The organism is Mycobacterium sp. 20KCMC460 (genome assembly GCF_022179425.1).
Classification (GTDB): domain Bacteria; phylum Actinomycetota; class Actinomycetes; order Mycobacteriales; family Mycobacteriaceae; genus Mycobacterium; species Mycobacterium kiyosense.
Map to the genome: position 1 here is coordinate 1,639,449 of NZ_AP025524.1, position 23,108 is coordinate 1,662,556.

Annotated in this window: 19 protein-coding genes and 1 pseudogene; 13 read left to right on the forward strand and 7 right to left on the reverse strand. The window is 69.3% G+C overall.

Annotation, left to right across the window (positions count from 1 at the left end; translation table 11 throughout):
* Positions 1-76 precede the first annotated feature (76 nt).
* From MKCMC460_RS07635 to MKCMC460_RS07645, 3 genes are read left to right on the forward strand one after another with little or no spacing between them, the layout of a single operon-like run.
* Positions 77-1,690, forward strand: coding sequence for an FAD-binding protein (locus MKCMC460_RS07635; protein WP_236981361.1), 1,614 nt, complete (start codon positions 77-79; stop codon positions 1,688-1,690).
* Between the two features lie 9 nt (positions 1,691-1,699).
* On the forward strand, positions 1,700-2,533 hold the full coding sequence (locus MKCMC460_RS07640) for a biotin--[acetyl-CoA-carboxylase] ligase (protein ID WP_236981362.1): 834 nt from the start codon (positions 1,700-1,702) through the stop codon (positions 2,531-2,533).
* A 22-nt stretch (positions 2,534-2,555) separates the two neighbouring features.
* Complete coding sequence (locus tag MKCMC460_RS07645; protein ID WP_236981363.1) at positions 2,556-3,074, forward strand: PH domain-containing protein; 519 nt, start codon at positions 2,556-2,558, stop codon at positions 3,072-3,074.
* On the opposite strand, the gene MKCMC460_RS07650 is transcribed toward MKCMC460_RS07645, so the two are convergent.
* Positions 3,029-3,688, reverse strand: a complete 660-nt coding sequence (locus MKCMC460_RS07650; protein WP_236981364.1) for a GtrA family protein — start codon at positions 3,686-3,688, stop codon at positions 3,029-3,031. The two genes, MKCMC460_RS07645 and MKCMC460_RS07650, sit on opposite strands and share 46 nt — an antisense overlap.
* A 99-nt stretch (positions 3,689-3,787) precedes the next feature.
* Here MKCMC460_RS07650 and MKCMC460_RS07655 point away from each other — a divergent pair, with 99 nt between their 5' ends.
* The 6 genes from MKCMC460_RS07655 (at position 3,788) to MKCMC460_RS07680 (ending at position 10,216) form a co-directional block, all read left to right on the forward strand.
* Complete coding sequence (locus MKCMC460_RS07655; protein ID WP_236981365.1) at positions 3,788-5,002, forward strand: 5-(carboxyamino)imidazole ribonucleotide synthase; 1,215 nt, start codon at positions 3,788-3,790, stop codon at positions 5,000-5,002.
* Positions 4,995-5,516, forward strand: coding sequence for a 5-(carboxyamino)imidazole ribonucleotide mutase (gene purE / locus MKCMC460_RS07660; protein WP_236981366.1), 522 nt, complete (start codon positions 4,995-4,997; stop codon positions 5,514-5,516). The genes MKCMC460_RS07655 and purE overlap by 8 nt, the downstream gene beginning before the upstream one ends.
* A 15-nt stretch (positions 5,517-5,531) precedes the next feature.
* The gene (locus MKCMC460_RS07665) at positions 5,532-6,701 is read left to right on the forward strand and encodes an acyl-CoA dehydrogenase (RefSeq protein WP_236981367.1); all 1,170 of its coding nucleotides are present in this window, start codon (positions 5,532-5,534) and stop codon (positions 6,699-6,701) included.
* Positions 6,702-6,957: 256 nt separating this feature from the next.
* Complete coding sequence (locus MKCMC460_RS07670) at positions 6,958-8,142, forward strand: PP2C family protein-serine/threonine phosphatase (protein WP_236981368.1); 1,185 nt, start codon at positions 6,958-6,960, stop codon at positions 8,140-8,142.
* A 74-nt stretch (positions 8,143-8,216) separates the two neighbouring features.
* Positions 8,217-9,779, forward strand: coding sequence for a CHASE3 domain-containing protein (locus MKCMC460_RS07675; protein WP_236983864.1), 1,563 nt, complete (start codon positions 8,217-8,219; stop codon positions 9,777-9,779).
* Positions 9,776-10,216, forward strand: a complete 441-nt coding sequence (locus tag MKCMC460_RS07680) for a response regulator (RefSeq protein WP_236981369.1) — start codon at positions 9,776-9,778, stop codon at positions 10,214-10,216. The genes MKCMC460_RS07675 and MKCMC460_RS07680 overlap by 4 nt, the downstream gene beginning before the upstream one ends.
* 13 nt (positions 10,217-10,229) lie before the next feature.
* On the opposite strand, the gene MKCMC460_RS07685 is transcribed toward MKCMC460_RS07680, so the two are convergent.
* On the reverse strand, positions 10,230-12,476 hold the full coding sequence (locus tag MKCMC460_RS07685; protein ID WP_236981370.1) for a bifunctional SulP family inorganic anion transporter/carbonic anhydrase: 2,247 nt from the start codon (positions 12,474-12,476) through the stop codon (positions 10,230-10,232).
* 238 nt (positions 12,477-12,714) lie between these two features.
* Entirely contained in the window at positions 12,715-13,926 is a 1,212-nt protein-coding gene (locus tag MKCMC460_RS07690; protein WP_236981371.1) for a CoA transferase, read from the reverse strand.
* A 154-nt stretch (positions 13,927-14,080) separates the two neighbouring features.
* Between MKCMC460_RS07690 and MKCMC460_RS07695 the strand changes: the two are divergent.
* Both MKCMC460_RS07695 and MKCMC460_RS07700 read left to right on the forward strand, forming a co-directional pair.
* Positions 14,081-14,769, forward strand: a pseudogene (locus MKCMC460_RS07695) (cation transporter).
* Positions 14,770-14,871: 102 nt separating this feature from the next.
* Positions 14,872-16,515 (forward strand): AMP-binding protein, encoded by a 1,644-nt coding sequence (locus tag MKCMC460_RS07700; RefSeq protein ID WP_236981373.1) that lies wholly within the window; start codon positions 14,872-14,874, stop codon positions 16,513-16,515.
* Here MKCMC460_RS07700 and ctpC read toward each other — a convergent pair.
* The 4 genes from ctpC to MKCMC460_RS07720 all read right to left on the reverse strand — a co-directional run bounded on the left by ctpC (position 16,512) and on the right by MKCMC460_RS07720 (position 21,223).
* A complete protein-coding gene (gene ctpC, locus MKCMC460_RS07705) occupies positions 16,512-18,662 on the reverse strand; it encodes a manganese-exporting P-type ATPase CtpC (RefSeq protein WP_236981374.1) in 2,151 nt (716 codons plus the stop codon). The two genes, MKCMC460_RS07700 and ctpC, sit on opposite strands and share 4 nt — an antisense overlap.
* A 4-nt stretch (positions 18,663-18,666) precedes the next feature.
* Positions 18,667-18,948, reverse strand: a complete 282-nt coding sequence (locus tag MKCMC460_RS07710; RefSeq protein ID WP_236981375.1) for a DUF1490 family protein — start codon at positions 18,946-18,948, stop codon at positions 18,667-18,669.
* Positions 18,949-19,011: 63 nt separating this feature from the next.
* The gene (locus MKCMC460_RS07715) at positions 19,012-19,698 is read right to left on the reverse strand and encodes a TIGR03089 family protein (RefSeq protein ID WP_236983866.1); all 687 of its coding nucleotides are present in this window, start codon (positions 19,696-19,698) and stop codon (positions 19,012-19,014) included.
* Positions 19,699-19,744: 46 nt separating this feature from the next.
* A complete protein-coding gene (locus MKCMC460_RS07720; RefSeq protein ID WP_238305496.1) occupies positions 19,745-21,223 on the reverse strand; it encodes an LCP family protein in 1,479 nt (492 codons plus the stop codon).
* Between the two features lie 63 nt (positions 21,224-21,286).
* Between MKCMC460_RS07720 and rfbD the strand changes: the two genes are divergently transcribed.
* Both rfbD and MKCMC460_RS07730 read left to right on the forward strand, forming a co-directional pair.
* Positions 21,287-22,195 carry a dTDP-4-dehydrorhamnose reductase gene (rfbD, locus tag MKCMC460_RS07725; protein ID WP_236981376.1) on the forward strand — a complete coding sequence of 303 codons (909 nt, stop codon included), beginning with the start codon at positions 21,287-21,289 and terminating at the stop codon, positions 22,193-22,195.
* A 10-nt stretch (positions 22,196-22,205) separates the two neighbouring features.
* Complete coding sequence (locus MKCMC460_RS07730) at positions 22,206-23,108, forward strand: glycosyltransferase family 2 protein (RefSeq protein WP_236983868.1); 903 nt, start codon at positions 22,206-22,208, stop codon at positions 23,106-23,108.

Genomic DNA, 23,108 nt, shown 5'->3' on the forward strand with positions numbered 1-23,108 from the left:
CCTTAGTAACTCCTTAATCGGCGCTCTGATACCCGGTCAGCGGGACGCGGCCCGGCGCGCCGGACGGGCGTCGTCAATGCTGGTCGATGCGGGGCATACCGGCAGAGCAGGAGGAGCAGCGGTGGTCGACTGGGCGCAGGAGTGCGACGTACTGGTAGCGGGTTCCGGCGGCGGAGGCGTGACCGGCGCCTACACCGCCGCCCGCGAGGGCCTCGAGGTGCTGCTGATCGAGTCCACCGACAAGTTCGGCGGCACCACCGCCTACTCCGGCGGCGGCGGGGTGTGGTTCCCGTGCAACCCGGTGCTGCAGCGGGCCGGCGGCTGGGACGGTGTCGAGGACACCATCGACGACGCGCTGACCTACTACCACGCGGTGGTCGGCGACCGCACCCCGTTCGAACTGCAGGAGACGTTCGTGCGCGGCGGCGCGCCGCTGATCGAATACCTGGAACAGGACCCCGACATCAAGTTCGTGCCGCTGCCGTGGCCCGACTACTACGGCAAGGCGCCCAAGGCGCGGCTGGACGGCCGGCGCCACATCGCGGCCAAGCCGCTGAAAGTGGCCGCCGCGCCGGAACTGCGCGACGCCATCCGCGGGCCGCTGGACACCGAACGACTCGGCGCCCCGACCCCCGCCGACTACTACGTCGGGGGCCGCGCGCTGATCGCCCGGTTCCTCAAAGCCATCGGCCAGTACCCCAACGCGTCGCTGCGGCGCGACACCGCGCTGGTCGAGCTCGTCGTCGTCGACGGCTCGGTGCAAGGTGCCGTCGTCGAGCACCACGGCGAACGCACCGCCATCCGCACCCGGCGCGGCGTCCTGCTGGCCGCCGGCGGGTTCGAGAACAACGACGAACTGCGCCGCCGCTACGGGGTGCCCGGCGTCGCCCGCGACACCATGGGCGGCCCGGGCAGTCTGGGCCAGGCATTGCAGGCCGGCATCGCCGCCGGCGCCGACACCGACCTGCTCGACCAGGCCTGGTGGTCGCCCGGCATGACGCACCCCGACGGGCGCTGCGCGTTCGCGCTCTGGTTCACCGGCGGGATCTTCGTCAACCAGGACGGCAACCGGTTCGTCAACGAGTCCCGGGCCTACGACCGGGCCGGCCGCGAGATCATCGCCCGGCTGCAGGACGGCTCGGTCACGCTGCCGTACTGGATGATCTACGACGACCGGGAAGGCGAGGTGCCCCCGGTCAAGGCCGCCAACGTGCCCATCGTCGAGACGCAGAAGTACGTCGACGCCGGGCTGTGGCACACCGCCGACACGCTGCCGGAGCTGGCCGCCGAGATCGGGGTGCCCGCCGATGCGCTGGTAGCCACCGTTGCGCGCTTCAACGAATTCGCCGCCACCGGCGTCGACGAGGACTTCGGCCGCGGTGACGAAGCGTTCGACCGCGCCTTCTCCGGCGGCGCGTCCCCGCTGGTTCCCATCGACAAACCGCCGTATCACGCTGCCGCATTCGGCATCTCGGATCTTGGCACCAAGGGCGGGTTGCGCACCGATGCCGCCGCGCGGGTGCTCGACACGGCCGGTCGGCCCATCCCCGGCCTCTATGCCGCCGGCAACACCATGGCCGCGCCCAGCGGCCTGGCCTACCCGGGCGGCGGCAACCCGATCGGCACCAGCATGCTGTTCAGCCACCTGGCGGTGCGGGACATGCTCAGCCGGGAGCCCGGCGCCTCTTAAGCTGAGCCGATGACAGACCGCGACCAGCCCACGCCGCTCGACGAAGCCGCGCTGCGCGTCGAGGTGCTCGGCGAGCCGTCCTACTGGCGCCGACTCGACGTCGTCGCGCAAACCGGATCCACCAACGCCGACCTGTTGGCTCGCGCCGGCGCGGGCGAGGACATCGACGGCCACGTGCTGATCGCCGAGCACCAGACGGCCGGGCGGGGGCGCCACGGTCGCACCTGGTCGACCCCCGGCGGCGCGCAGCTCACCCTGTCGGTCGGGGTGCGGGTGGACGACGTCGCGACCGCCGGCTGGGGCTGGCTGTCGCTGGCCACCGGCCTGGCGGTGGTCGACGCGGTGGCCGGCGAAACACCCGTCGAACCGTGCCTGAAATGGCCCAACGACGTACTCGCCGGGGCCTCGAACTCGATGCGGAAGCTGGCCGGGATCCTGGCCGAGGTGTCCCAGCCGTTCGCGGTGATCGGCATCGGGCTCAACGTCACCGAGGCGCCCGGGGATCTCGACGGGCCGGGGGCCACGTCGCTGCGGGACGAGGGCGTCGACGCACCCGACCGGAACCTGCTGGTGCGCCGGCTGCTGCGGGAACTGGGCGAGCGGATCAAGGCCTGGCGCGGCGCGACGGACGGGTGGGCCGCGCTGGCCAACGACTACCGGGCCCGCAGCCTGACCCTGGGTTCGCGGGTGCGGGCCGAACTACCGGGCGGCCGCGAAGTCGTCGGCGTCGCCCGTGACGTCGACGCCCAGGGCCGGTTGTGCCTTCAGACCTGGGACAACGACGCCGACAAGTCGGGCCAGACCGTCGTGGTGTCCGCCGGCGATGTCGTGCATTTGCGTTGAAGCCAGAGATAGGGTCGCGGATATGAGCTACCCGGACAACGCCCTGGCCGCCGGCGAGAAAGTGGTGCTGCACCGGCACCCGCATTGGAAGCGGCTGATCCTGCCGGTGCTGAGCCTGCTCCTGTTGACCGGGCTGGCCGCGCTGGGCAGCGGGGTGGTCGACGGCAGCCAGTGGCAGCCGCTCACCAAGAAGATCCTGTTCGGCGTCATCTGGGGCGTCTGGCTGGTCGTCGTCGGCTGGCTGACGGCGTGGCCGTTCCTCACCTGGCTGACCACCCATTTCGTGGTGACCAACCGGCGGATCATGTATCGGCACGGAGTGTTGACCCGAAGCGGCATCGACATCCCGATCGCGCGGATCAACAGCGTGCAGTTCCGGGACAAAGTCTTCGAGCGGATCTTCCGCAGCGGCACGCTGATCGTCGAGTCGGCGTCCCAGGACCCGCTGGAATTTCACGACATCCCGCGGCTACGCGAGGTGCACGCGCTGCTCTATCACGAAGTCTTCGACACGCTGGGCTCCGAAGAGTCACCCAGCTGAGCCTGCCCCTTGCGCTTGTTGCGCCAGGCGCGCAACAACGTCACGTTCCCGCCCTCGATCTCGTCCTCGAAGACCTCGGCGATCCCGCCAGCGGTCAGCGCCGACTCCAGCGCCCGGTCCGGGTCGCGCGCGAACGCGTCCGGGAACACCCAACGCCGGAACGCCCAGAACCGGAACGCCATCTGCAACAGGTTGCCGATGATGTACGCCGACACGAAGTCCGCGAGGTTCTCCACCGTCAGCGACACATTGGGCACCCGAAGTTGCAGCACATAGCTGGAGAACCACAGCGGCGCCATGCTCAACAGCACCCCCACACCGCTGAAGGCGAAGAACAGCAGCGCCTCGTGGTGCCGCTCGCGGCCGCCGCGGTTCCGGAAGCTCCATTCCCGGTTCAAGATGTAGGACGCGATGACCGCGACGATCCCGGCGATCACCTTGGCGGTGACCGGCTTGGATTCGAGAATGGTGAGCTTGAGCGTGTAGAAAATTGCTGAGTCGATGATGAATGTGGTGCCGCCGACGATGGCGAATTTGATCAACTCATGGTGGCGCATCGCAAAGGGCTGAATTACCCCGGGAAGGCGCGCAATCGTGGCATCGGCAAAGGACACAGCACGCCAGTCTACGGACGATCTCGAAACCGACGCAAAATGATACATAACGATTTGGTACGGCCTCCGCTAAACACGCCGGTCAACAGCCATGACAACATGATGGCCGTGCCGAGTCCCCGTACCCCGCTGGTGGCGATGGTCGGTGGCGGGCAGCTCGCCCGCATGACGCATCAGGCCGCCATCGCCCTCGGCCAGACCCTGCGGGTTCTGGCAAACTCCGTCGACGAGCCGGCGGCCCAGGTGAGCCCCGACGTGGTGGTCGGCTCCCACACCGATCTCGAGGATCTGCGCCGGGCGGCGGCCGGGGCCGCCGTGCTGACGTTCGACCACGAGCACGTGCCCACCGAGCTGCTGGACAAGCTGGTCGCCGAGGGCGTCAACGTGGCTCCGCCGCCACAGGCCCTGGTGCACGCCCAGGACAAGCTGGTGATGCGGCAGAAGCTGGCCGCGCTGGGCGCGCCGGTACCGCGCTGGCTGGCCATCGAGACCATCGAGGGTCTCGCCGAGCTGGACGCGTTCGCGGCGCGGACCGGTGGCACGCCGGTGGTCAAAGCCGCCCGCGGCGGCTACGACGGCCGCGGCGTGACAATTGCGGACGATCTCGCCGACGCCCGGGAGATCGCCGGCGAATACCTCGCCCGTGGGGTACCCGTGCTGGTCGAGGAGCGGGTGCAGCTGCGTCGGGAGCTGTCCGCGCTGGTGGCGCGATCGCCGTTCGGCCAGGGGGCGGCCTGGCCGGTGGTGGAAACCGTGCAGCGGGACGGGATCTGCGTGCAGGTGATCGCGCCGGCGCCGGAGCTGGCGCCGGACTCCGCCGCCGACGCCCAGCGGCTGGCGCTGCGGCTGGCCGGGGAGCTGGGTGTGGTCGGGGTGCTCGCCGTCGAGCTGTTCGAGACGGCCGACGGCACGCTGCTGGTCAACGAGCTCGCCATGCGGCCGCACAACTCCGGGCACTGGACCATGGACGGATCCCGCACCAGCCAATTCGAACAGCATCTGCGGGCGGTGCTGGACTATCCGCTCGGCGACACCGACGCGATCGTGCCGGTGACGGTGATGGCCAACGTGCTGGGTGCGGCGCAGCCGCCGCGGATGAGCGTGGACGAACGGCTGCACCACCTGTTCGCCCGGATGCCCGACGTCAGGGTTCATCTCTACGGCAAGGCCGAACGGCCCGGCCGCAAGGTCGGCCATGTCAACCTGCTGAGCACCGGGGCCGAAGGCCTGACCGAGCTGCGCAGGCGCGCCGAGCTGGCGGCACACTGGTTGTCCCACGCGCAGTGGACGGACGGATGGGATCCGCATGGGTGATGCAGCGCAGCCCCGCGTCGCAGTGATCATGGGCAGCGACAGCGACTGGTCGGTGATGGTCGACGCGGCCGCGGCGCTGGCCGAGTTCGGCATCCCGCACGAGGTTCGGGTGGTCTCGGCGCACCGCACCCCGGGGGCGATGTTCGACTATGCCCGCGACGCCGCCGGCCGCGGCATCGAGGTGATCATCGCGGGCGCCGGGGGAGCGGCGCACCTGCCCGGCATGGTGGCCTCGGCCACACCGCTGCCGGTGATCGGCGTGCCGGTGCCGCTGGGGCGGCTGGACGGCCTGGATTCGCTGTTGTCGATCGTGCAGATGCCGGCCGGTGTGCCGGTGGCCACGGTGTCCATCGGCGGCGCCCGCAACGCGGGACTGTTGGCCGTCCGGATGCTCGGATCGTCGGATCCGCAACTACGCGCGCGCATCGTCGAGTTCCAGGACGAGCTGGCGCGCAGCGTGCAAGCCAAGGATGCGGCGTTGCAGCAGCGAGCGAGTAAATTGGGCCCCGACTAGCAAGGAGGCCGACAGATGGCTGGATGGGCCGGAAACCCGTCATTCGATTTGTTCCAACTTCCCGAGGAACACCAGGAGTTGCGTGCCGCGATCCGGGCGCTGGCGGAGAAGGAGATCGCCCCGCATGCCGCCGACGTCGACGAGAACTCCCGGTTCCCCGAGGAAGCACTGCAGGCTCTCAACAATTCGGGTTTCAACGCCGTCCACGTGCCCGAGGAGTTCGGCGGCCAGGGTGCGGACTCGGTGGCGGCCTGCATCGTCATCGAGGAGGTCGCCCGGGTCGACGCGTCGGCCTCGCTGATCCCGGCGGTCAACAAACTGGGCACCATGGGCCTGATCCTGCGCGGCTCCGACGAGCTGAAGAAGCAGGTGCTGCCGTCCATCGCCGACGGCACCGCGATGGCCTCTTACGCGCTGAGCGAACGGGAGGCCGGCAGCGACGCCGGATCGATGCGGACCCGGGCCAAGGCCGACGGCGACGACTGGATTCTCAACGGCACCAAGTGCTGGATCACCAACGGCGGCAAGTCCAGTTGGTACACCGTGATGGCGGTGACCGACCCCGACAAGGGCGCCAACGGCATCTCGGCGTTCATGGTGCACAAGGACGACGAGGGCTTCTCCGTCGGCCCCAAGGAACGCAAGCTCGGCATCAAGGGCTCGCCCACCACCGAGTTGTACTTCGAGAACTGTCGGGTGCCCGGTGACCGGATCATCGGCGACCCGGGTACCGGGTTCAAGACCGCCCTGGCCACCCTCGACCACACCCGCCCGACCATCGGCGCGCAGGCCGTCGGCATCGCCCAGGGCGCGCTGGACGCCGCCATCGCCTACACCAAGGACCGCAAGCAGTTCGGGCAGTCGATCAGCGATTTCCAGGCGGTGCAGTTCATGATCGCCGACATGGCGATGAAGGTGGAGTCCGCCCGGCTGATGGTCTACAGCGCCGCGGCCCGCGCCGAGCGCGGGGAGGGCAACCTGGGGTTCATCTCCGCGGCGTCGAAGTGTCTGGCCTCCGACGTGGCGATGGAGGTCACCACCGACGCGGTGCAGTTGTTCGGCGGCGCCGGGTACACCGTCGACTTCCCGGTGGAGCGGATGATGCGGGACGCCAAGATCACCCAGATTTACGAGGGCACCAACCAGATTCAGCGTGTCGTGATGTCGCGGGCATTGCTACGCTGAGCCGGCCTGTAAACAGTGCATGCGCAGTTTCGCGAACAATGGGAAACTCCCAGCGCAACCGCCTATTATCCAGCAGACGAGCAGTCCACGCGATTGAGCAGCCAGTCGGGGTGGCAGGACGCTGCGGAGGGCCCGCTTCGGCGCGTCGGCCGCACGCCTGCACGCCATCGTCCGACCAAACGTATTCCCACTGCCCAGGGGGCGATGAGGTGACGAACGTAGGTTTGCGCGCACGTGACTGCGTGACGAGCACTTGATGGCGCAAGGGTCGATCGCACCGGCCGCGACGTGGCAGGCGTTGTCGCTGCTGCTGGTCGAGGACGACCGCGCCGACGCGGTGCTGGTCGAGGAGCTGATCGCCGATGCGGTCGCCGACATCGAGGTGGTGTGGGCACAGTCGATGGCGCACGCCGAACGCGAGCTGGCCTCCGCCCGCCCCGACTGCGTGCTGCTGGATCTGAACCTGCCGGACGCCAACGGGATCGACGCGTTGGACCGCATCCTGCGCAGCGACGCCACCGTCCCGATCGTCGTGCTCACCGGGCTCAACGACGAGTACTTCGGGGCTTCTGCCGTCGCGGCCGGCGCGCAGGACTACCTGGTCAAGGGGCGGGTGGAGCCGGAGATGTTGCGGCGGGCCCTGCTGTACGCGATCGAGCGCAAGCGGGCCGAGCTGATCGCCGCGGACCTGCATGCCAGCCAGCTGCGGGCCCGGGAGAACGCGCTGCTCGAACGCGGCCTGCTGCCCTCGCCGCTGTTGCTGGACAACCCGGGCGTCGACATCGTCGCCCGGTACCGGCCCAGCCGCGAGAACGCCTTGCTGTGCGGCGATTTCTACGACGTGGTGCAGACTTCCGACCGGGTCACCCACGTCCTGATCGGCGACGTCGCCGGACACGGCCCCGACGAGGCGGCGTTGGGTGCCGCACTGCGGATCGCCTGGCGCACACTGACTTTCGCCGGAGTGCACGGTGTCGAGCAGATGCGCCAGCTGGAGCGGGTGCTGCATGCCGAGCGGGCCGAGAACGGCGTGTTCGCCACCGTGCTGAGCCTGGCGATACCGCCCGACGATGGCCCGATCACCGCCGTCCGGGCCGGCCACCCCGGGATGCTGCTGCACGGGCCGGGATCGGTGGAGTGGATCGAACCCCCCTACGGTCCCGCGCTGGGACTACGCAGTTCCGGCTGGCCCCAGCACCAGCTGGAGCTGCCGCCCGGGCACGGGTTGCTGTTGCTCACCGACGGGCTGTTCGAGGGGTATTCCGGTCATGACGGGCGCCGGCTGGGCGAAGCCGGCTTGCTGGCCCTGGCGCGGGGGCACGCGGCGCTGCCCGGCGCACAGTTCGTCGACGCCGTGATCGACGGCGCCGAGGAACTCGCCCGCGGGATGGGCGGGCTCAGCGACGACATCGCCGTGGTACGCGTGGAGCGCACCTCGTGAGAACCGACGCCTCGGGAACGCTGCCCAGAAAGCAACTCACCGCGCGCGGCTGGCAGGCCCTGGTGTTGTCGATCATGGGCGTGTTGGTGCTCGCGGGCGCGGTGCTGGGCGGGTTGTTGCTGGAGCACGCCGACGAAGTGTCGCGCGAGTTGCGCGACGACGTGCAGCCGGCCCGGGTGGCCGCGGCTCAGCTGCAGGCGGCGGTGCGCGACCAGGAAACCGGCACCCGCGGCTATCTGCTCACCGCCGATCCGCAGTTCCTCAAGCCGTATTACGACGGGCAGCGCGCCGAACGCGCCGCGGCCGACTTTATTCGGAGCCGACTGGGTCGGCATCCGGATCTGATCGCGGATCTGGATGCGATCGAGGCTGCCGCCACGGAATGGCGAAACAGCTACGCCGAACCGGTCATCGCCGCCTTGCGGGCCAACAACGCGGCCTTCACCAAGAACGCCGACCTGACCGACCATGGCAAAACGCTGTTCGACGGCCTGCGCGGGCTTTTCGACACGCAGACCGCGCACCTGACCGAGGCGCGCAACCAGGCCACCGCCAGCCTGCAGCGGGTCAACGACTGGCGGGACCGGGTGCTGGCCTCGATGGTGGTGACGTTCTTCGTGACGGCCGCGGCGCTGGGGCTGCTGATCAACCGCGCGGTGTCGAAGCCGCTGGCGTCGCTGGCGGCGTCCTGCCGCCAGGTCACCGAAGGCCACTTCGGCGACGCCATCAAGCTGCCCCGCCGGCCGGCGGACATCCGCGGCATCGCCTACGACGTGGAAGGGATGCGGCAGCGGATCGTGCAGGCGCTGGAGGCGTCGCGGGCCGCGCAGGCGCAACTCGACGAGCAGGCGGCCGATCTGCGGCGTTCGAACGCCGAACTCGAGCAGTTCGCCTACGTCGCGTCGCACGACCTGCAGGAGCCGCTGCGCAAAGTGGCGTCCTTCTGCACGTTGCTCGAGCGCCGGTACCGGGACAAGCTCGACGACCGCGGCGTGGAGTACATCGACTTCGCGGTCGACGGCGCCAAGCGGATGCAGGTGCTGATTAACGACCTGCTCAGCTTCTCCCGGGTGGGTCGGCTCAACGCCAAGTACACCGCGGTCGAACTCGACACGGCGCTGGACTCGGCGGTGGCCAATCTGGCGGTGGCCATCGAGGAGTCGGGAGCCGAGATCGTCCGGCCGGCCCGGCCGCTGCCGCGGGTCAACGGTGACCCGACATTGCTGGTTGTGTTGTGGCAGAACCTGATCGGCAATGCGGTGAAGTTTCACCGCGAGGGCGTTCCGCCCCGGATCACGATCGAATTCCGGCGCGGCACCGGCAGTCGGGAGAACCTCTGGGTTTTCAGCGTCTCGGACAACGGCATCGGAATCGCCGAGGAGTTCGTCGACAAGGTGTTCATCATCTTCCAGCGGCTGCACGGTCGCGACGCCTATGGTGGAACAGGTCTCGGTCTTGCGATGTGCAAGAAGATCGTCGAGCACCACGGGGGCACCGTGTGGATCGACACCTCGTATACCGATGGGACACGGTTCGAGTTCACTTTGCCTGTCGCCGAGCTCAACGCTGAACCCATCGGGGGGCGCAGTGAGGTAGTCCAATACGGCTTGGTCTCTTCAGAAGGAGCAAACGAATGACATCACCCGGTCGCGCGATCGACATCCTGTTGGTCGAAGACGACCCCGGCGACGAGCTGATCACCCGGGAAGCGTTCGAGCACAACAAGCTCAAGAACAGGCTGCATGTCGCGCATGACGGCGAGGAGGGGCTGAACTACCTCTACAAGCGCGGCAACTACGAGCACGCTCCGCGGCCCGACCTGATCCTGCTCGACCTGAACCTGCCGAAGTACGACGGGCGGCATCTGCTGCAGAAAATCAAATCGGACCCCGACCTGTGCCGCATCCCGGTCGTCGTGCTGACCACCTCCTCGGCCGAGGAGGACATCCTCAAGAGCTACAAGCTGCACGCCAACGCGTACGTCACCAAGCCGGTGGACCTGGATCAGTTCATGAACGCGGTCCGCCAGATCGACGAGTTCTTCCTGCAGGTGGTGCGGCTGCCGCCCAGCTGACGGGCGGCCGGATTCAGTGCGCGGGAGCCGGTTCCCGCGCGGTCTGGGTGGCGGGCACGATCCCGTGCCGATCCACCACGTGCACGTGCACGGTGGCGAAGTCGAAGAAGATGCCCACCACTTGCACGGCACCTGACTCCACCGCGGCAGCCAGGATCGGGTGGCGGCTGAGCCGGTCGACCTGCACCGCCACGTTGACGATCGCCAGCTGGTCGACTTCGCTGAAGCGGAAACCGTTCGACGTGCAGCTCAGCCGGGCGTCGTGGTTGTCCCGGTAGGCTGCCAGGCTTTCCCGGGCATGTTCGAGCCACTGCGAGATCGGGGCGGCGGTGTCGTGGAGCGTTCCGTCGAGCAGCGCCTGCATCGCGCGGCATGACGAATGTCCGCACACCACAACCGAACTCACGCCGAGTTGGTTGACCGCGAAGTCCAGCGCGGCGTCCACGGAGCGCTCGGCGGAGTCCACCGGCACCAGGTTGCCGACGTTGCGCACGATGTAGAGGTCGCCGGGCCGGCTCGCGGTGATGGTGTCCGGCAGGATCCGGGAGTCGGCACAGGTCAAGAACACCGTGTCGGGGTTGGGGGAGTCGATGAGCTCAGGGACGTGATGGTGCAGATTGCCGATGCGGTGATAGTGCTGGACGCCGTCCAGAATCGAGGCGTCGGGCCCGTCGCCGTTGTTGTCGCGGCGCGACGGCCAGGGCGCCTCGCGCAGCGAGCGGGAGACGAAGTGGCGTCGCGGTGGGCTCTGGTGGGCGCTCACCAGGTTGGCCGGCGACGTCTCGACGATGGTCACCGATCCGCCGGTTGCCTCATGGGCGGTCTTCCAGTCGGAGATGGCCTCGGAGATCGAGTGGTCGATGTAGTCGGCGTTCAGGTTCAGCGTCACATCGCACCCGGGCGGCAGGGTGGAGAGCACGTTGGTCAGCCGCGGCAGCAGCAGGAAACTGAGCGTGCCGTCGATGTCGACCCGCCAGTGCTTGGACTCCTCGCCCACCGGTTTGGCCTCGATGGGCGCTTGGACGACCCGGACCAGCAGGAACCCGATGGCCACCGCCAGCCCGATGGCCACACCCTCGAGCAGGTTGAGAAAGACCACGCAGACGATGGTGATGACGTAGATCGCGAAGTTGCCGGTGCGCACGGCCACCTGGATGTGGGCCAGCTTGATCAGCTGGATACCGATGACGATGAGCAGACCGGCCAGCGCGGCCTTGGGGATCAGCTCCACCAGGCCGGTCAGCAGCGAGGCGAACAGCAGGATCCACACCCCGTGCAGCACGGCCGAAGTCCGGGTGCGCGCGCCCGCGGCGACGTTGGTGGAACTTCGCACGATGACGCCGGTCACCGGCAGGCCGCCCAGCAGGCCGGACACCACGTTGGCGCTGCCCTGCCCGATCATCTCCCGGTTGAAGTTGGTGCGCGGTCCGCTGTGCATCTTGTCGATGCCGACCGCCGAGAGCAGGGATTCGACGCTGGCGATCAGCGCCACCGTGACCACGCCGAGCGCGACCGCGCCGATCTCGGACAGCCACGGGTGGCCGCTCGGGGACACCGGCGGCAGCTGCGGCAGCCCGATGGCGTCGAAGAAGTTGCCCGACAGGTTGATCCGGTCCACCTGCAGGTCCACCAGCAGCGACAGCGCCGTGGCCACCACGATCGCCACCAGTGCGCCCGGGATGAAGCGGATCCTGGGGGGCAGCTTCGACCACAGCACCAGGATGGCGATGACCGTGCCGCCGACGATCACCTCGTGCAGTTCGTGATTCAGGATGCCGTTCGGCAGCGCCTTGATGTTTTCCCAGGCCGAGCTGCGTGAGGCGCCACCCATCAGCACGTGGATCTGCTGCAGCACGATGGTCACGCCGATGCCGGCCAGCATGGCGTGCACCACCACCGGCGCGACGGCCAGCGCCGCACGCGCTACCCGGACCAGGCCCAGCAGGATCTGCACCGCACCGGCGCAAATGGTGATCACGCACGTCATCTGCCAGCCGAACTGGTCGATCAAATCGGCCACCACCACGGTGAGGCCGGCGGCCGGGCCGCTGACCTGAAGCACCGAACCGCCGACGGAGCCGGCGACGATGCCGCCGGCGACCGCGGCGATCAACCCGGCCATCAGCGGGGCGCCGGAGGCGATGGCGATACCCAGCGACAGCGGCAGCGCGACCAGGAAGACCACCAGCGAGGCCGGCAGGTCGTAGCGCAGGTTCGGCAGGATCTTGCGGGGCGCTTCCGCGGTGGCAGTGCTGCTCATGCGACTCCTCGTTGCCGGGGGCTTCCGGCTGACGACCTTTCAGGACCGGCGTGAACGCCGTCTGTCGACCGGTAGTCCACCAGGCGTCGGGTACGGGCAACACATATTTGCAACCAGCAAACATATGAGCCCGATTACCGGCGCATTCACCAATATCCCTGCGGCCGCCAACGATCCCGGGAGCCGAACAGCGATTCATCGGCAATTCAAAGAAAAACGATGAATCGCCTGCGCGAATTTAGGAAAGCTCGGTGAGATACCGGTCGTTGTGTTGGCCGGGCGCCGGCGGCGGGTCGGTGACGGTGGCGTCGAAGCTGGTGTAGCGGGCCGGCGTACGGATCACGGTGACCGTCCCGATCGCCGGATCGTCGGCACTCACTTGCAGCGCGAGGTCGTTCTCGGCGAACAACGGGGTGTCCACCACCTGCTTCCACGTGTAAGCCAGGCACGCCATCAGGCCGCCCTCCTGCAGCAGTTCCACCCATTCGGCGGCCGTCTTGGCCGCCAGCGCCGATTCGAGTTCTTCGGTCAACTCGGCGTAGTTGATCGCCCGGGAACGCTGGTCGGCGAACCGCGGGTCGTCGATCAGGTCGGGCCGGCCGATGATCTGGCACAGCTTCGTCCAGTGCTTGGGCACATAGGCGCTGATCACGAGGTAACCGTCGGAGGCGCGGAACGCGTCCGAGGGTTGGGTGGCGAAGCCGACGCCCTTGCGCTTCTTGACCGGCTCGCCGGCGGGTTGGCCGGCGGGCTGCTGGGCCGGTTCGGGTTTAGCCGGCAGCTTGTTCAGGTGGATGGTCAGCTGATTGGCCTGCAGGCCGACCGCGACGTCGTACATCGCGACCCGCACCAGGTCACCGACACCGTGCCGCTCGCGGTTGAGCAACGCGGCCAGCACAGCCTGGGCCAGCACGTGGCCACTGGCGTTGTCGACCACCTGGAAGGGAATGATCTGCGGTTTGCCGCTCGGGGTGGGCATGCCGCTGCTCATGCCGGCCTCGGCCGCGACCATCAGGTCGACCCCCGGCCGCGAACCGTGCGGGCCGTTGCCGCCGTACGCGCTGAGCCGGGCGTAAATCAGCTTGGGGTTGCGGGCCCGTAGCTCCTCGGGGCCCAAGCCGAGCCGCTCCATGACACCGGGCCGGAACCCTTCCAGCACCACGTCGGCGGTGTCGGCGAGCTCGAGGATCTGCCGCTTGGCGACCTCGTCCGTGAGGTCGACCGTCACCGACTTCTTACCGCGGTTGTTCGGCAGGAAGTAGGTGGCCAGCGGGGGGCGGCCGGGCAGCACCGAGGTGAGCCGCCGCGCCTGCTCCCCGCCCGGCGCCTCGATCTTGATGACTTCGGCACCCAGGTCGGCCAGCACCTGTCCGGCCAGCGGCCCGGCGACGTTCTGGGTGAAGTCCAGTACCCGGAAGCCGTCCAGCGGTTTCGGTTGGTTGTCCGTCATCGGCCGCGATTCTCCTTGTCTGGCTCGCCGTCGGGGTCGAGGCGCGCCTTACATGCTTAGACAGATTAACGACGCGATCCTTGTCACCAAACCGTGTCCGCGGTCGCCACCCGGGTTACCAGCTTCCGCACGGCTACGCATCTAGCATCGTGGGATGCAACCGGCGACCACTCCCGGTCTCATCGAAGTCGACGCCTGCTGCGACGGAACCGTCGCCCGGCACGGGCCGCCGACGCGAGATGCCGCCTGGCGGCGACACGCGCGAGTGGCGCACCGGCTGGCCTGGGTGAGCCTGGCCGTGATGCTGTGCGAGGGCGTGCTGGGCCTGTGGCAGGGCATCGCGGTGGGGTCGGTGGCGTTGACGGGGTGGGCGCTGGGCAGCGTGCCCGAAGGCTTGGCCAGCGCGATGGTGATCTGGCGGTTCAGCGGTTCGCGCACGCACTGCGACAAGGCGGAGCGGCGCGCGCAGATCGGTGTCGCGCTGTCGTTCTGGCTGACCGCCCCCTACATCGCGGCCGAGTCGGTCCGCCACCTCGTCGAGGGTCAGCACGCCGAGACCTCGCTGATCGGCATCGCGCTGACGGCGCTGGCCCTGGTGCTGATGCCGACGCTGGGCCGGATCAAGCCAATCTGGGCGCGCGACTGGGCTCCGGGGCCACCAAGGGTGAAGGCACGCAGAACTACCTGTGTGCCGCCCAGGCGGCTGGAGTGCTGGTGGGCCTCGCCGTCACTGCGACGTGGTCGGGGACCTGGTGGGTCGATCCGGCTGTCGGACTCGTGATCGCCGCTGTCGCGATCTGGCAGGGCTTCCGGGCCTGGCGGGGCCTGGACTGCGGCTGCTGAGCGTCGAGCGGTTGCCGTGCCTGCGCGGGTGACCAAAGGCACCCGTCCACGGTGTCGTTACGCCTGCCGTGCCGCGCGGATCGGTGGCAGCATCGACGTGTGGTGAGCGCAGAGCAGACGTTGGCGGGGCTGGCCAGGCGGCTGGGTTTGGAAGGCGAGTCCCTGCTGTTGTATCTCCGGTCGGGCGGACTGCGGCCGATCCTGCCGGCCCGGATCGGGTCGGTGCTGCGCGCCCTGCAACGCTATGGGCTGCTGGGCGCGGCGACGGCGATCGCCGCGGGCCGCGACCCCGACGGTCTGGCGCTGATCGACGAGCGCGGTCCGCTCAGCTTCGGCGAGTTGGATCGCCGCACCAACGCGCTGGCCAACCAGTGGCGCTGCCGCGGGCTCGGCCCCGGCGCCAGCGTGGCCATCCTGGCCGCCAACCACCGGGGCTTCCTCGAGGCGGTTTATGGGGCCGCCAAGTGCGGCGCGGGCGTCGTGCTGCTCAACACCGGCTTCGGCAGCGCCCAGCTCGCCGACATGGTGGCCCGCGAGAAAATCGATCTGTTGGTGCACGACGACGAGTACCGGGCCGTCGTCGCCGATGTCCGGCCGAGGCTGGGCCGAGTCGTGGCGTGGAGCGACACCCCGGCCGACGACACCATCGACGGGCTGATCGACCGCGGCATCGAACGCGGCGCGGATGCGCCACCGCCCCGCTCGGGTGGCCGGCCCAAGATCATCATCTCCACCAGCGGAACCACCGGCACCCCGAAAGGCGCCATGCGTTCCGAGCCGCTGTCGCTGATCCCCGTCGGAAGTCTGCTCGGCAAGGTTCCGTTCCGCGGCCGCGGCGTCACCGAATGCTGTGTGCCGCTGTTCCATTCGCTGGGCTTCAGCCACGCCATGTACGCGATGGTGCTCGGCTCGACGCTGGTGTTGCACCGCCATTTCGACCCGCAGCAGGCCCTGAACAGCGCGGCCGAGCAGCGGGCCGACGCCATGATCGTGGTACCGATCATGCTGCGGCGCATCCTGGACCTAGGCCCGCAGGCGCTGGCCGCGGCCGACCTGTCCGCGTTGCGGATCGTGTTCATCGGCGGCTCTCAGCTCGGGGCCGCGCTGGCCACCCGCGCCCTGGAAGCGCTGGGGCCGGTGGTCTACAACATGTACGGCTCCACCGAGGTCGCCTACGCCACCATCGCCACGCCGGCAGACCTGGCCGTCGCGCCGGGATGCGTCGGCAAGGTGGTGCCGGGATCGGTGGTCAAGGTCTTCGCCGACGAGCTGCACGAAGCGCCCGTCGGGACGCCGGGACGGATTTGCGTCGGCAACATCCTGGCTTTCGAGGGCTACACCGGCGGCGGCACCAAGGAGTCGATCCAGGGCCTGATGGCCACCGGCGACGTCGGCCATTTCGACGCGGCCGGCAGGTTGCACGTGGACGGGCGCGACGACGAGATGATCGTCTCGGGCGGGGAGAACGTCTACCCCGGTGAGGTGGAAGAGGCGCTGGCGAACCACCCCGGCATCCTCGAGGTCGCGGTGGTGGGCGTCGACGACGAGGAGTTCGGCCAACGGCTGCGCGCCTACATCGTGCCGCGGCCGGGCGTCTCGCTGACCGAACAGGATGTCAAAGATTACGTGCGAAACCAGTTGGCGCGCTTCAAGATTCCCCGCGACGTCCGCTTCGTCGACGCGCTGCCCCGCAATGCGGGCGGCAAGGTGCTCAAGCGATTGCTGAAAGACCAGCGCGTGACTTAGTCCAGCCGGTAGCGGATCAGCCGGGAGCTGTTGGCCACCACCGCGACCGACGACGCGTTGTGCAGAATCGCGGCGAGCACCGGTGACAGCGCACCGCCCGCCCCGATCAGCAGGCCGGCCGCATTGACCGCGATCGACATGCCGTAGTTCTGCTGGATGACGCCCACCGCGCGGGCGCCCAGGTCCCGCACGTCGAGCAGGCGGTGCAGGTTGTCGTTGGCCAGCGCGACGTCGGCGGTCTCGACAGCGACGTCGGTGCCGGCCAGGCCCATCGCGATGCCGATGTCGGCGGCGGCCAGCGCGGGGGCGTCGTTCACGCCGTCGCCGACCATGCCGACCACAAAGCCCTCCTGCTGCAGGCCGCGCACCACCTCCAGCTTGTCCTCGGGCATCACTTCGGCGCGCCATTCGTCGATGCCCAGCTCTGCGGCAACCACTTCGGCAATGTCGGGGTGGTCGCCGGTGAGCATCACGATGCGGCGAACTCCGTTGCAGCGCAACCTGTTCAGCACCTCGGCGGCCTCGGGCCGCACCTCGTCGCGCAGGCTGATCAGGCCCACCAGCTTGCCGTCCACCGCGAGCAGCAGCGGGGTTTCGGCCTGGGCGCGCAGCTTGGCGACCCACTCCGAGGCTTTCTTGGACACCCGGACCTTCTCGGCGCGCAGCAGTCCCGGGCTGCCCAGCAGCAGGGTGCGCCCGTCGGCCCAGGTCCGCATGCCCAGCCCCACCAGCACCTCGCACTCCTCGTGCGGCGGGATGCTGATGTGGCGTTCCTCGGTGGAGCGGATGACGGCCTCGGCCAGCGGGTGCCGGGAGTGGATCTCCGAGCTGGCCGCGTACGCCAGCACCTGCTCGGGCTCCCAGTCTTTCTGCAGCGAAACAATATTGGTGACCACCGGGCGCCCGACGGTCAGCGTGCCGGTCTTGTCGAAGACCATCGCGTCCACCCGGCCGGCCTGCTCGAGGTGCGAGCCGCCCTTGATCAGGATGCCGCGCCGGGCGCCGTTGCCGATGGCGGCGCTGATCGCCGTCGGGGTGGACAGCCCGACCGCGCACGGGCACGCGATCAGCAGCATGGTCATGGCCCGACGGACGTCGCCGGTGACCAGCAGGGTGACGGCCGAGACGACGAACGAAGTGGGCACGAAGCGGCGGGAGAAGTTCTCGCCGACGGTCTGAATCGGGGCCCGATCATGTTGGGCCTCTTCGACTCTGGTGATGATGCGGCCGATGGTGGTCTGGTTGCCGACGGCCTGTGCGCGCACCACCAGCCGGCCGCGCACCACCACCGAGCCGGCGTGCACGAGCGCCCCGGCGGTGACGCTGACCGGCAGGTTCTCGCCGGTGATCGCGGATTGGTTGACGATGGCCTCGCCCTCGACCACCTCGCCGTCGACCGGGATGGCGACGTGGTCGTGGATCACCACCTCGTCACCGATCTGCACGGTGTCGATCGCCACCTGTACTTCGGTACCGTCTTCGAGCCGGATCCAGGCGGTGTCCTGGCTGCCGCGCAGCAGTTCGGAGATCGCGCGCCGGGTGCGGCGCAGGGTCAGGTCCTGCAGGTACTCGCCGATGTTGAGCAGCCACAGCACGGTCAGCGCGACGACGTTCTCGCGCAGGATCAGGCTGGCGACCGTGGCGGCCGAGACCAGCGCGTCGGTGCCGAGCTTGCCCGAGCCCACCGAGCGCAGGGCGCCGCGCAGGAACGGGTAGCCGGTGAAGACGGTGACGCCGGTGGCCACCAGCCGTCCACCCGCGCCCAGCAGCGGTGGCCGCGCGAACACGTAGCGGCGCACGCCGAGCAGCGCCAGCGCCGCACCGCCGATGACCATGCGCAGCACGTCGGTGTTGCGGATCTCGCTCGAGTGCGGTTCGCGAGTCGGGATCAGTTCGGCCGCAACGGTTTTAGCGCTGCGCACCGCATCGAGCACGGCCACGCGGTCGCAGCGCCTGGGGGAGTACCAGACGACGACCGAACCGGTGCGGGGGTAGGCATGGGCCACTCGCACCCCGTCGACCTGGGTGACGGCCTCTTCCACCGCGACGGCCCGCCGCGAGTCGCAGCGCACCCAGTCGACCTTGACCCGCATCCGGCCCGCCGCATCGGAGACGACCTCCAGCGGTTCGGCGATCGCGAGAGTCATCCGCTCAGTGGTCGTGGTCGTGGACGTCCCCGACGGCAGGCGTGGGCGTCTCTTCGCCGATGCGTTCGCGGGCTTCGGCCATCACGTCGGCGATCTTGAGGCGGGCCGATTCGGCGGCCACCTCCGCCTTGCGGGTGCCGCGCAGCCCAAGTTCGGCGCCCTTGACGGCCGTCTCGTGCAGGGGTGCTTTCTTGGCGGCTTTCTTCAGCACCTCGTACGCGGTGACCCCGGCCAACCCGGTGATCACCGTCGAAGCCGCCTTTGCCAAGAGCGCCTGCACCGCCATCGTTACGCCTTTCTCTGGGATCTCCCGACGCTAACATCCAAATATCGCGATATCAACATGTGTTTAGGGACCTGTCAGCAGCGTGCGGGTGACCTTCTCGGTTTCGATGCGGCGCGCCATCGCCGCCGAATCCGGATTGGCCACCAAAACCAGCGACCCGCCCACCGACAGCACCGCCAGCAATTGGTCCACCAGCTGCTCGGGCCGCTCCCACGACGCGGTGGACAGCACTCGGTCTGTCGCCGAGATGCCCTGCATCGCCGCCGATTGCGCGCAAGCCGCCAGCACCTGGGCGGCCGACTGCCCGGCCAGCGCCGGCCCGGGCTGGGGTTCGGGCACGATCTGGTCGCCGTGCACCCGCACCGCGGTGGCGTAGTCGGTGACGCCGATCGGCAGGTCTGGGACGGGCTTGCCGAACGGGTCCAGCGACAACACCGCCACCTCACCGCCGGTGACCGAGTCATCGGCCTCGTCCAGCCGGTCGGCCGTGCAGAACGCGACGTCGGCGGGACCGTCGAAAACCGCCTCGGCGCCGATCCACCACACCCCGAACAGCACCGCCGCGGTCTGCCAGTGCGCCGGCAACAGCACCGCCACCCGGCTGCCCGGCCCGGCGCCCAGTTCGTCGCGCAGCAGGTTGGCCGTCTTGGCGGCCCAGTTCGCCAGCGTCACCGCGGACAGTTCGATGCGCTCGCCGGTGGAATCGTTGTAGTAGGTGATACGCGGGCCGACCGGGTCGGCGCGCAGCATCGGATCCAGGATTGCCGCGCTCAGTGTCAGTTGCCCCACGAAGTGGTCAGTTTATGCACTCGGGGTTGTCCGAGCCCGCGGTGAGGATGGGCGACGGGGCGGGGGCGGTCGAATTGGCGGCCCCCACGGTGGAGGCGCGCACCTGCGTAGCCGTGCCGCCGCCGTCGAGCCCCGATCCCGGGCCGGTGTAGTCGTTGGCCAGCACCACCCGCACCGATCCGGCCGGTATCGACGAGTCGGCGACGACGGGCAGGCCGCCGAGTTGCTTGGCCACTTCCTGGGCGCCCAGGTCGTCGGCCTTGGGCGCGCGCACCTGGCTGTTCTTGACGTGGCTGCCGTCGTTGTTGCCGACCGTGCCGGCGGTGAACCCCTTGGCGGTCAACACGTCGGACACCGCCGAGGCGAGTCCGTTGATGTCGGTGTCGTTGACCACGTTGGCGGTGGTCTTGCCGGGCGCGTAGGCCAGCTCCTCGGTGTGTCCCTGGTCCTGCTCGTGCAGCAGACCCAGAACCCACTCCTGCACCTGGTGCGGATCCACCCGCACCACGCTCTGCATGCCGTCGTCACTCCAGCCGGCGCCGTCGAGCACCGGGATGGTGGCGAACGCGACCTTGCCGCCGGCCAGGCTCTGCAACTGGCGGACGAAGTCCATGATGTCCCAGCCCGACGAGATCACCACCGAGCGCTGTACGGCCTGTTCCAGGCGCTTGAGCGTGGCCGGGCTGGACAGCGTCTTGCCCGAGATCACCCGGTGGGCCAGCGAGGCCATCACCACTTGCTGTCGCACCACCCGGTCCAGGTCGCCGCGCGGCAGTTCGTGCCGTTGCCGCACGAAGCTGAGCGCTTGCGGGCCGTTGAGCTTCTGCCGGCCGGCCGGGAAGTCGGCACCTGAAAGCGGTTCGAACACAGCATCTTTGAGGCACACGTCGACGCCGCCGAGGGCGTCGGCGATCAGTGCGAAGCCCAGCAGGCCGATCTCGGCGTAATGGTCGACGGTGACGCCGGTGAGGTCGGCCACCGTCTTGATCAATGCCGTGCGCCCGGCTTCGGTGCCGGCCGCGGCGGCCTCGGCGGCCGAGGCGCCGGCTTTGACCAGGCTGGTCCGCTTGGCTTCGCGGGTCTGCCCATAGACGCCGTTGATCTTGGTCTTGCCCAGGCCGGGCGCCTGCACGTAGGAGTCGCGGGGGATCGAGATCGCGGTTGCCGACTTCCCGTTGTTGGGGATGCGGACCAGGATGATGGTGTCGGTGTTGGTGGCCTCTTCGTCGCCGGCGCGCAAGGTGGCCAGTTCCTCGGGGGTCAGCGCGTTGCCGTGTGCGTCGGTCCGGCTGTCCAGGCCCACCAGCAGGATGTCGATCGCGCCGTCGTCGGCGCCGCCTCCCAGCGAGGGCGACGACATGTGGAAGATGCCGTCTTCGAAAGATCTGACGTTGCTCCAGGCCACGCCGGTGCCGATCACCACGGTCACCGCCAGGGCGGTGCAAATCACACGCATCACACGAGCCACACTTTGCGCAGGCATCACTGTAGGTTACTTGCGCAACATCCGGTTTCCGGGTAGCCCGCATCGGCGTGCCAGACTCGAACCATGGCAGGCAGGCTTGTGATCACCGGTGCGGGCGGGCAGTTGGGCAGCCTGTTGGCCGCGCAAGCCACCCGATCCGGCCGCGACGTGCTGGCCGCCGCCTCGTCGCAATGGGACGTCACCGACCCGGCGGCGGCCGCGCGGAATATCCAGGCCGGCGACACCGTGATCAACTGCGCGGCCTACACCGACGTCGACGGCGCCGAGACCGACGAGGCCCGCGCGTATGCCGTCAACGCCGCCGGCCCGGAGCACCTGGCGCGCGCCTGCGCACGGGTCGGAGCCGAGCTCATCCACGTCTCCACCGACTACGTGTTCGACGGCGACTTCGGGGATGCACCGCCGCGCCCCTACGAGCCCGGCGACCGAACCGCGCCGCAGGGCGTCTACGCACGCAGCAAGCTGGCCGGCGAGCAGGCGGTTCATGCCGCGCTGCCGGATGCCGTCGTGGTGCGCACCGCCTGGGTGTACACCGGCGGCGTCGAGCGCGGCGACTTCGTGGCGGTGATGCAGCGACTGGCCGCCGGCGCCGGTCCGATCCGGGTGGTCGACGACCAGACCGGCTCGCCCACCTATGCCGCCGACCTGGCCGCGGCGCTGCTGGAGCTGGCCGACAGCTTGCCAACGAAAGATGTCCGCGGACGCATCTTCCACGCCGCCAACGAGGGTGCGGTGTCCCGCTTCGAGCAGGCCCGTGCGGTGTTCGAGGAAAGCGGCGCCGACCCGCACCGGGTCAACCCGTGCGGCACCGACGAATTCCCGCGCCCGGCGGCGCGGCCCGGCTATTCGGCGCTGTCGAACCGGGAATGGATCGCGGCGGGGTTGACACCGTTACGGCCCTGGCGCAGTGCACTTACCGACGCACTCGCCGCGGCCGGCGCCGATCGACCGTTACCCTCTACGCGTGACTGACGTTCTGCCGGTGGTGGCGGTGACCTATTCGCCGGGTCCGCACCTGGAGCGGTTCCTGGCGTCGTTGTCGCTCGCCACCGAACGTCCCGTCAGCGTGCTGCTGGCCGACAACGGCTCCACCGACGGCACCCCGCAGGCCGCCGTGATGCGCTATCCGAACGTGCGGTTGATGCCCACCGGCTCCAACCTCGGCTACGGGACGGCGGTCAACCGCACCGTCGCCAAGCTGGCGCAGCGCGACGAAAACTGGGTCGAGGACTGGGTGATCGTGGCCAACCCGGACGTGCAATGGGGCCCGGGCAGCATCGACGCCCTGCTGGAGGCCGCCACCCGGTGGCCGCAAGCGGGCGCGCTGGGGCCGCTGATCCGGGATCCGGACGGGTCGGTGTACCCGTCGGCCCGTCACCTGCCGAGCCTGATCCGCGGCGGCATGCATGCGCTGCTGGGGCCGGTCTGGCCGCGCAACCGTTGGACCAAGGCCTACCGGCAGGAGCACCTGGAGCCCAGCGAGCGTCCGGTGGGCTGGTTGTCGGGCTCCTGCCTGCTGGTCCGCCGGGCCGCGTTCGAGCAGGTGGGTGGTTTCGACGAGCGCTACTTCATGTACATGGAGGACGTCGACCTCGGCGACCGGCTGGGCAAGGCCGGCTGGCAGTCCGTCTACGTGCCGTCGGCGGAGGTGCTGCACCACAAGGGCCACTCGACCGGCCGCGACCCGGCCAGTCACCTGGCCGCGCACCACCGCAGTACCTATATCTTTCTGGCCGACCGCCATTCCGGCTGGTGGCGGGCCCCGTTGCGGTGGACGTTGCGCGCTTCGCTGGCGCTGCGCTCGCGGGTGATGGTGCGCAGCGCGCTGCGCAGGTCCCGTAAGTCGCTGCGGCAGGAGTTGAAGATGGCAGAAGGGCGGCGCTGA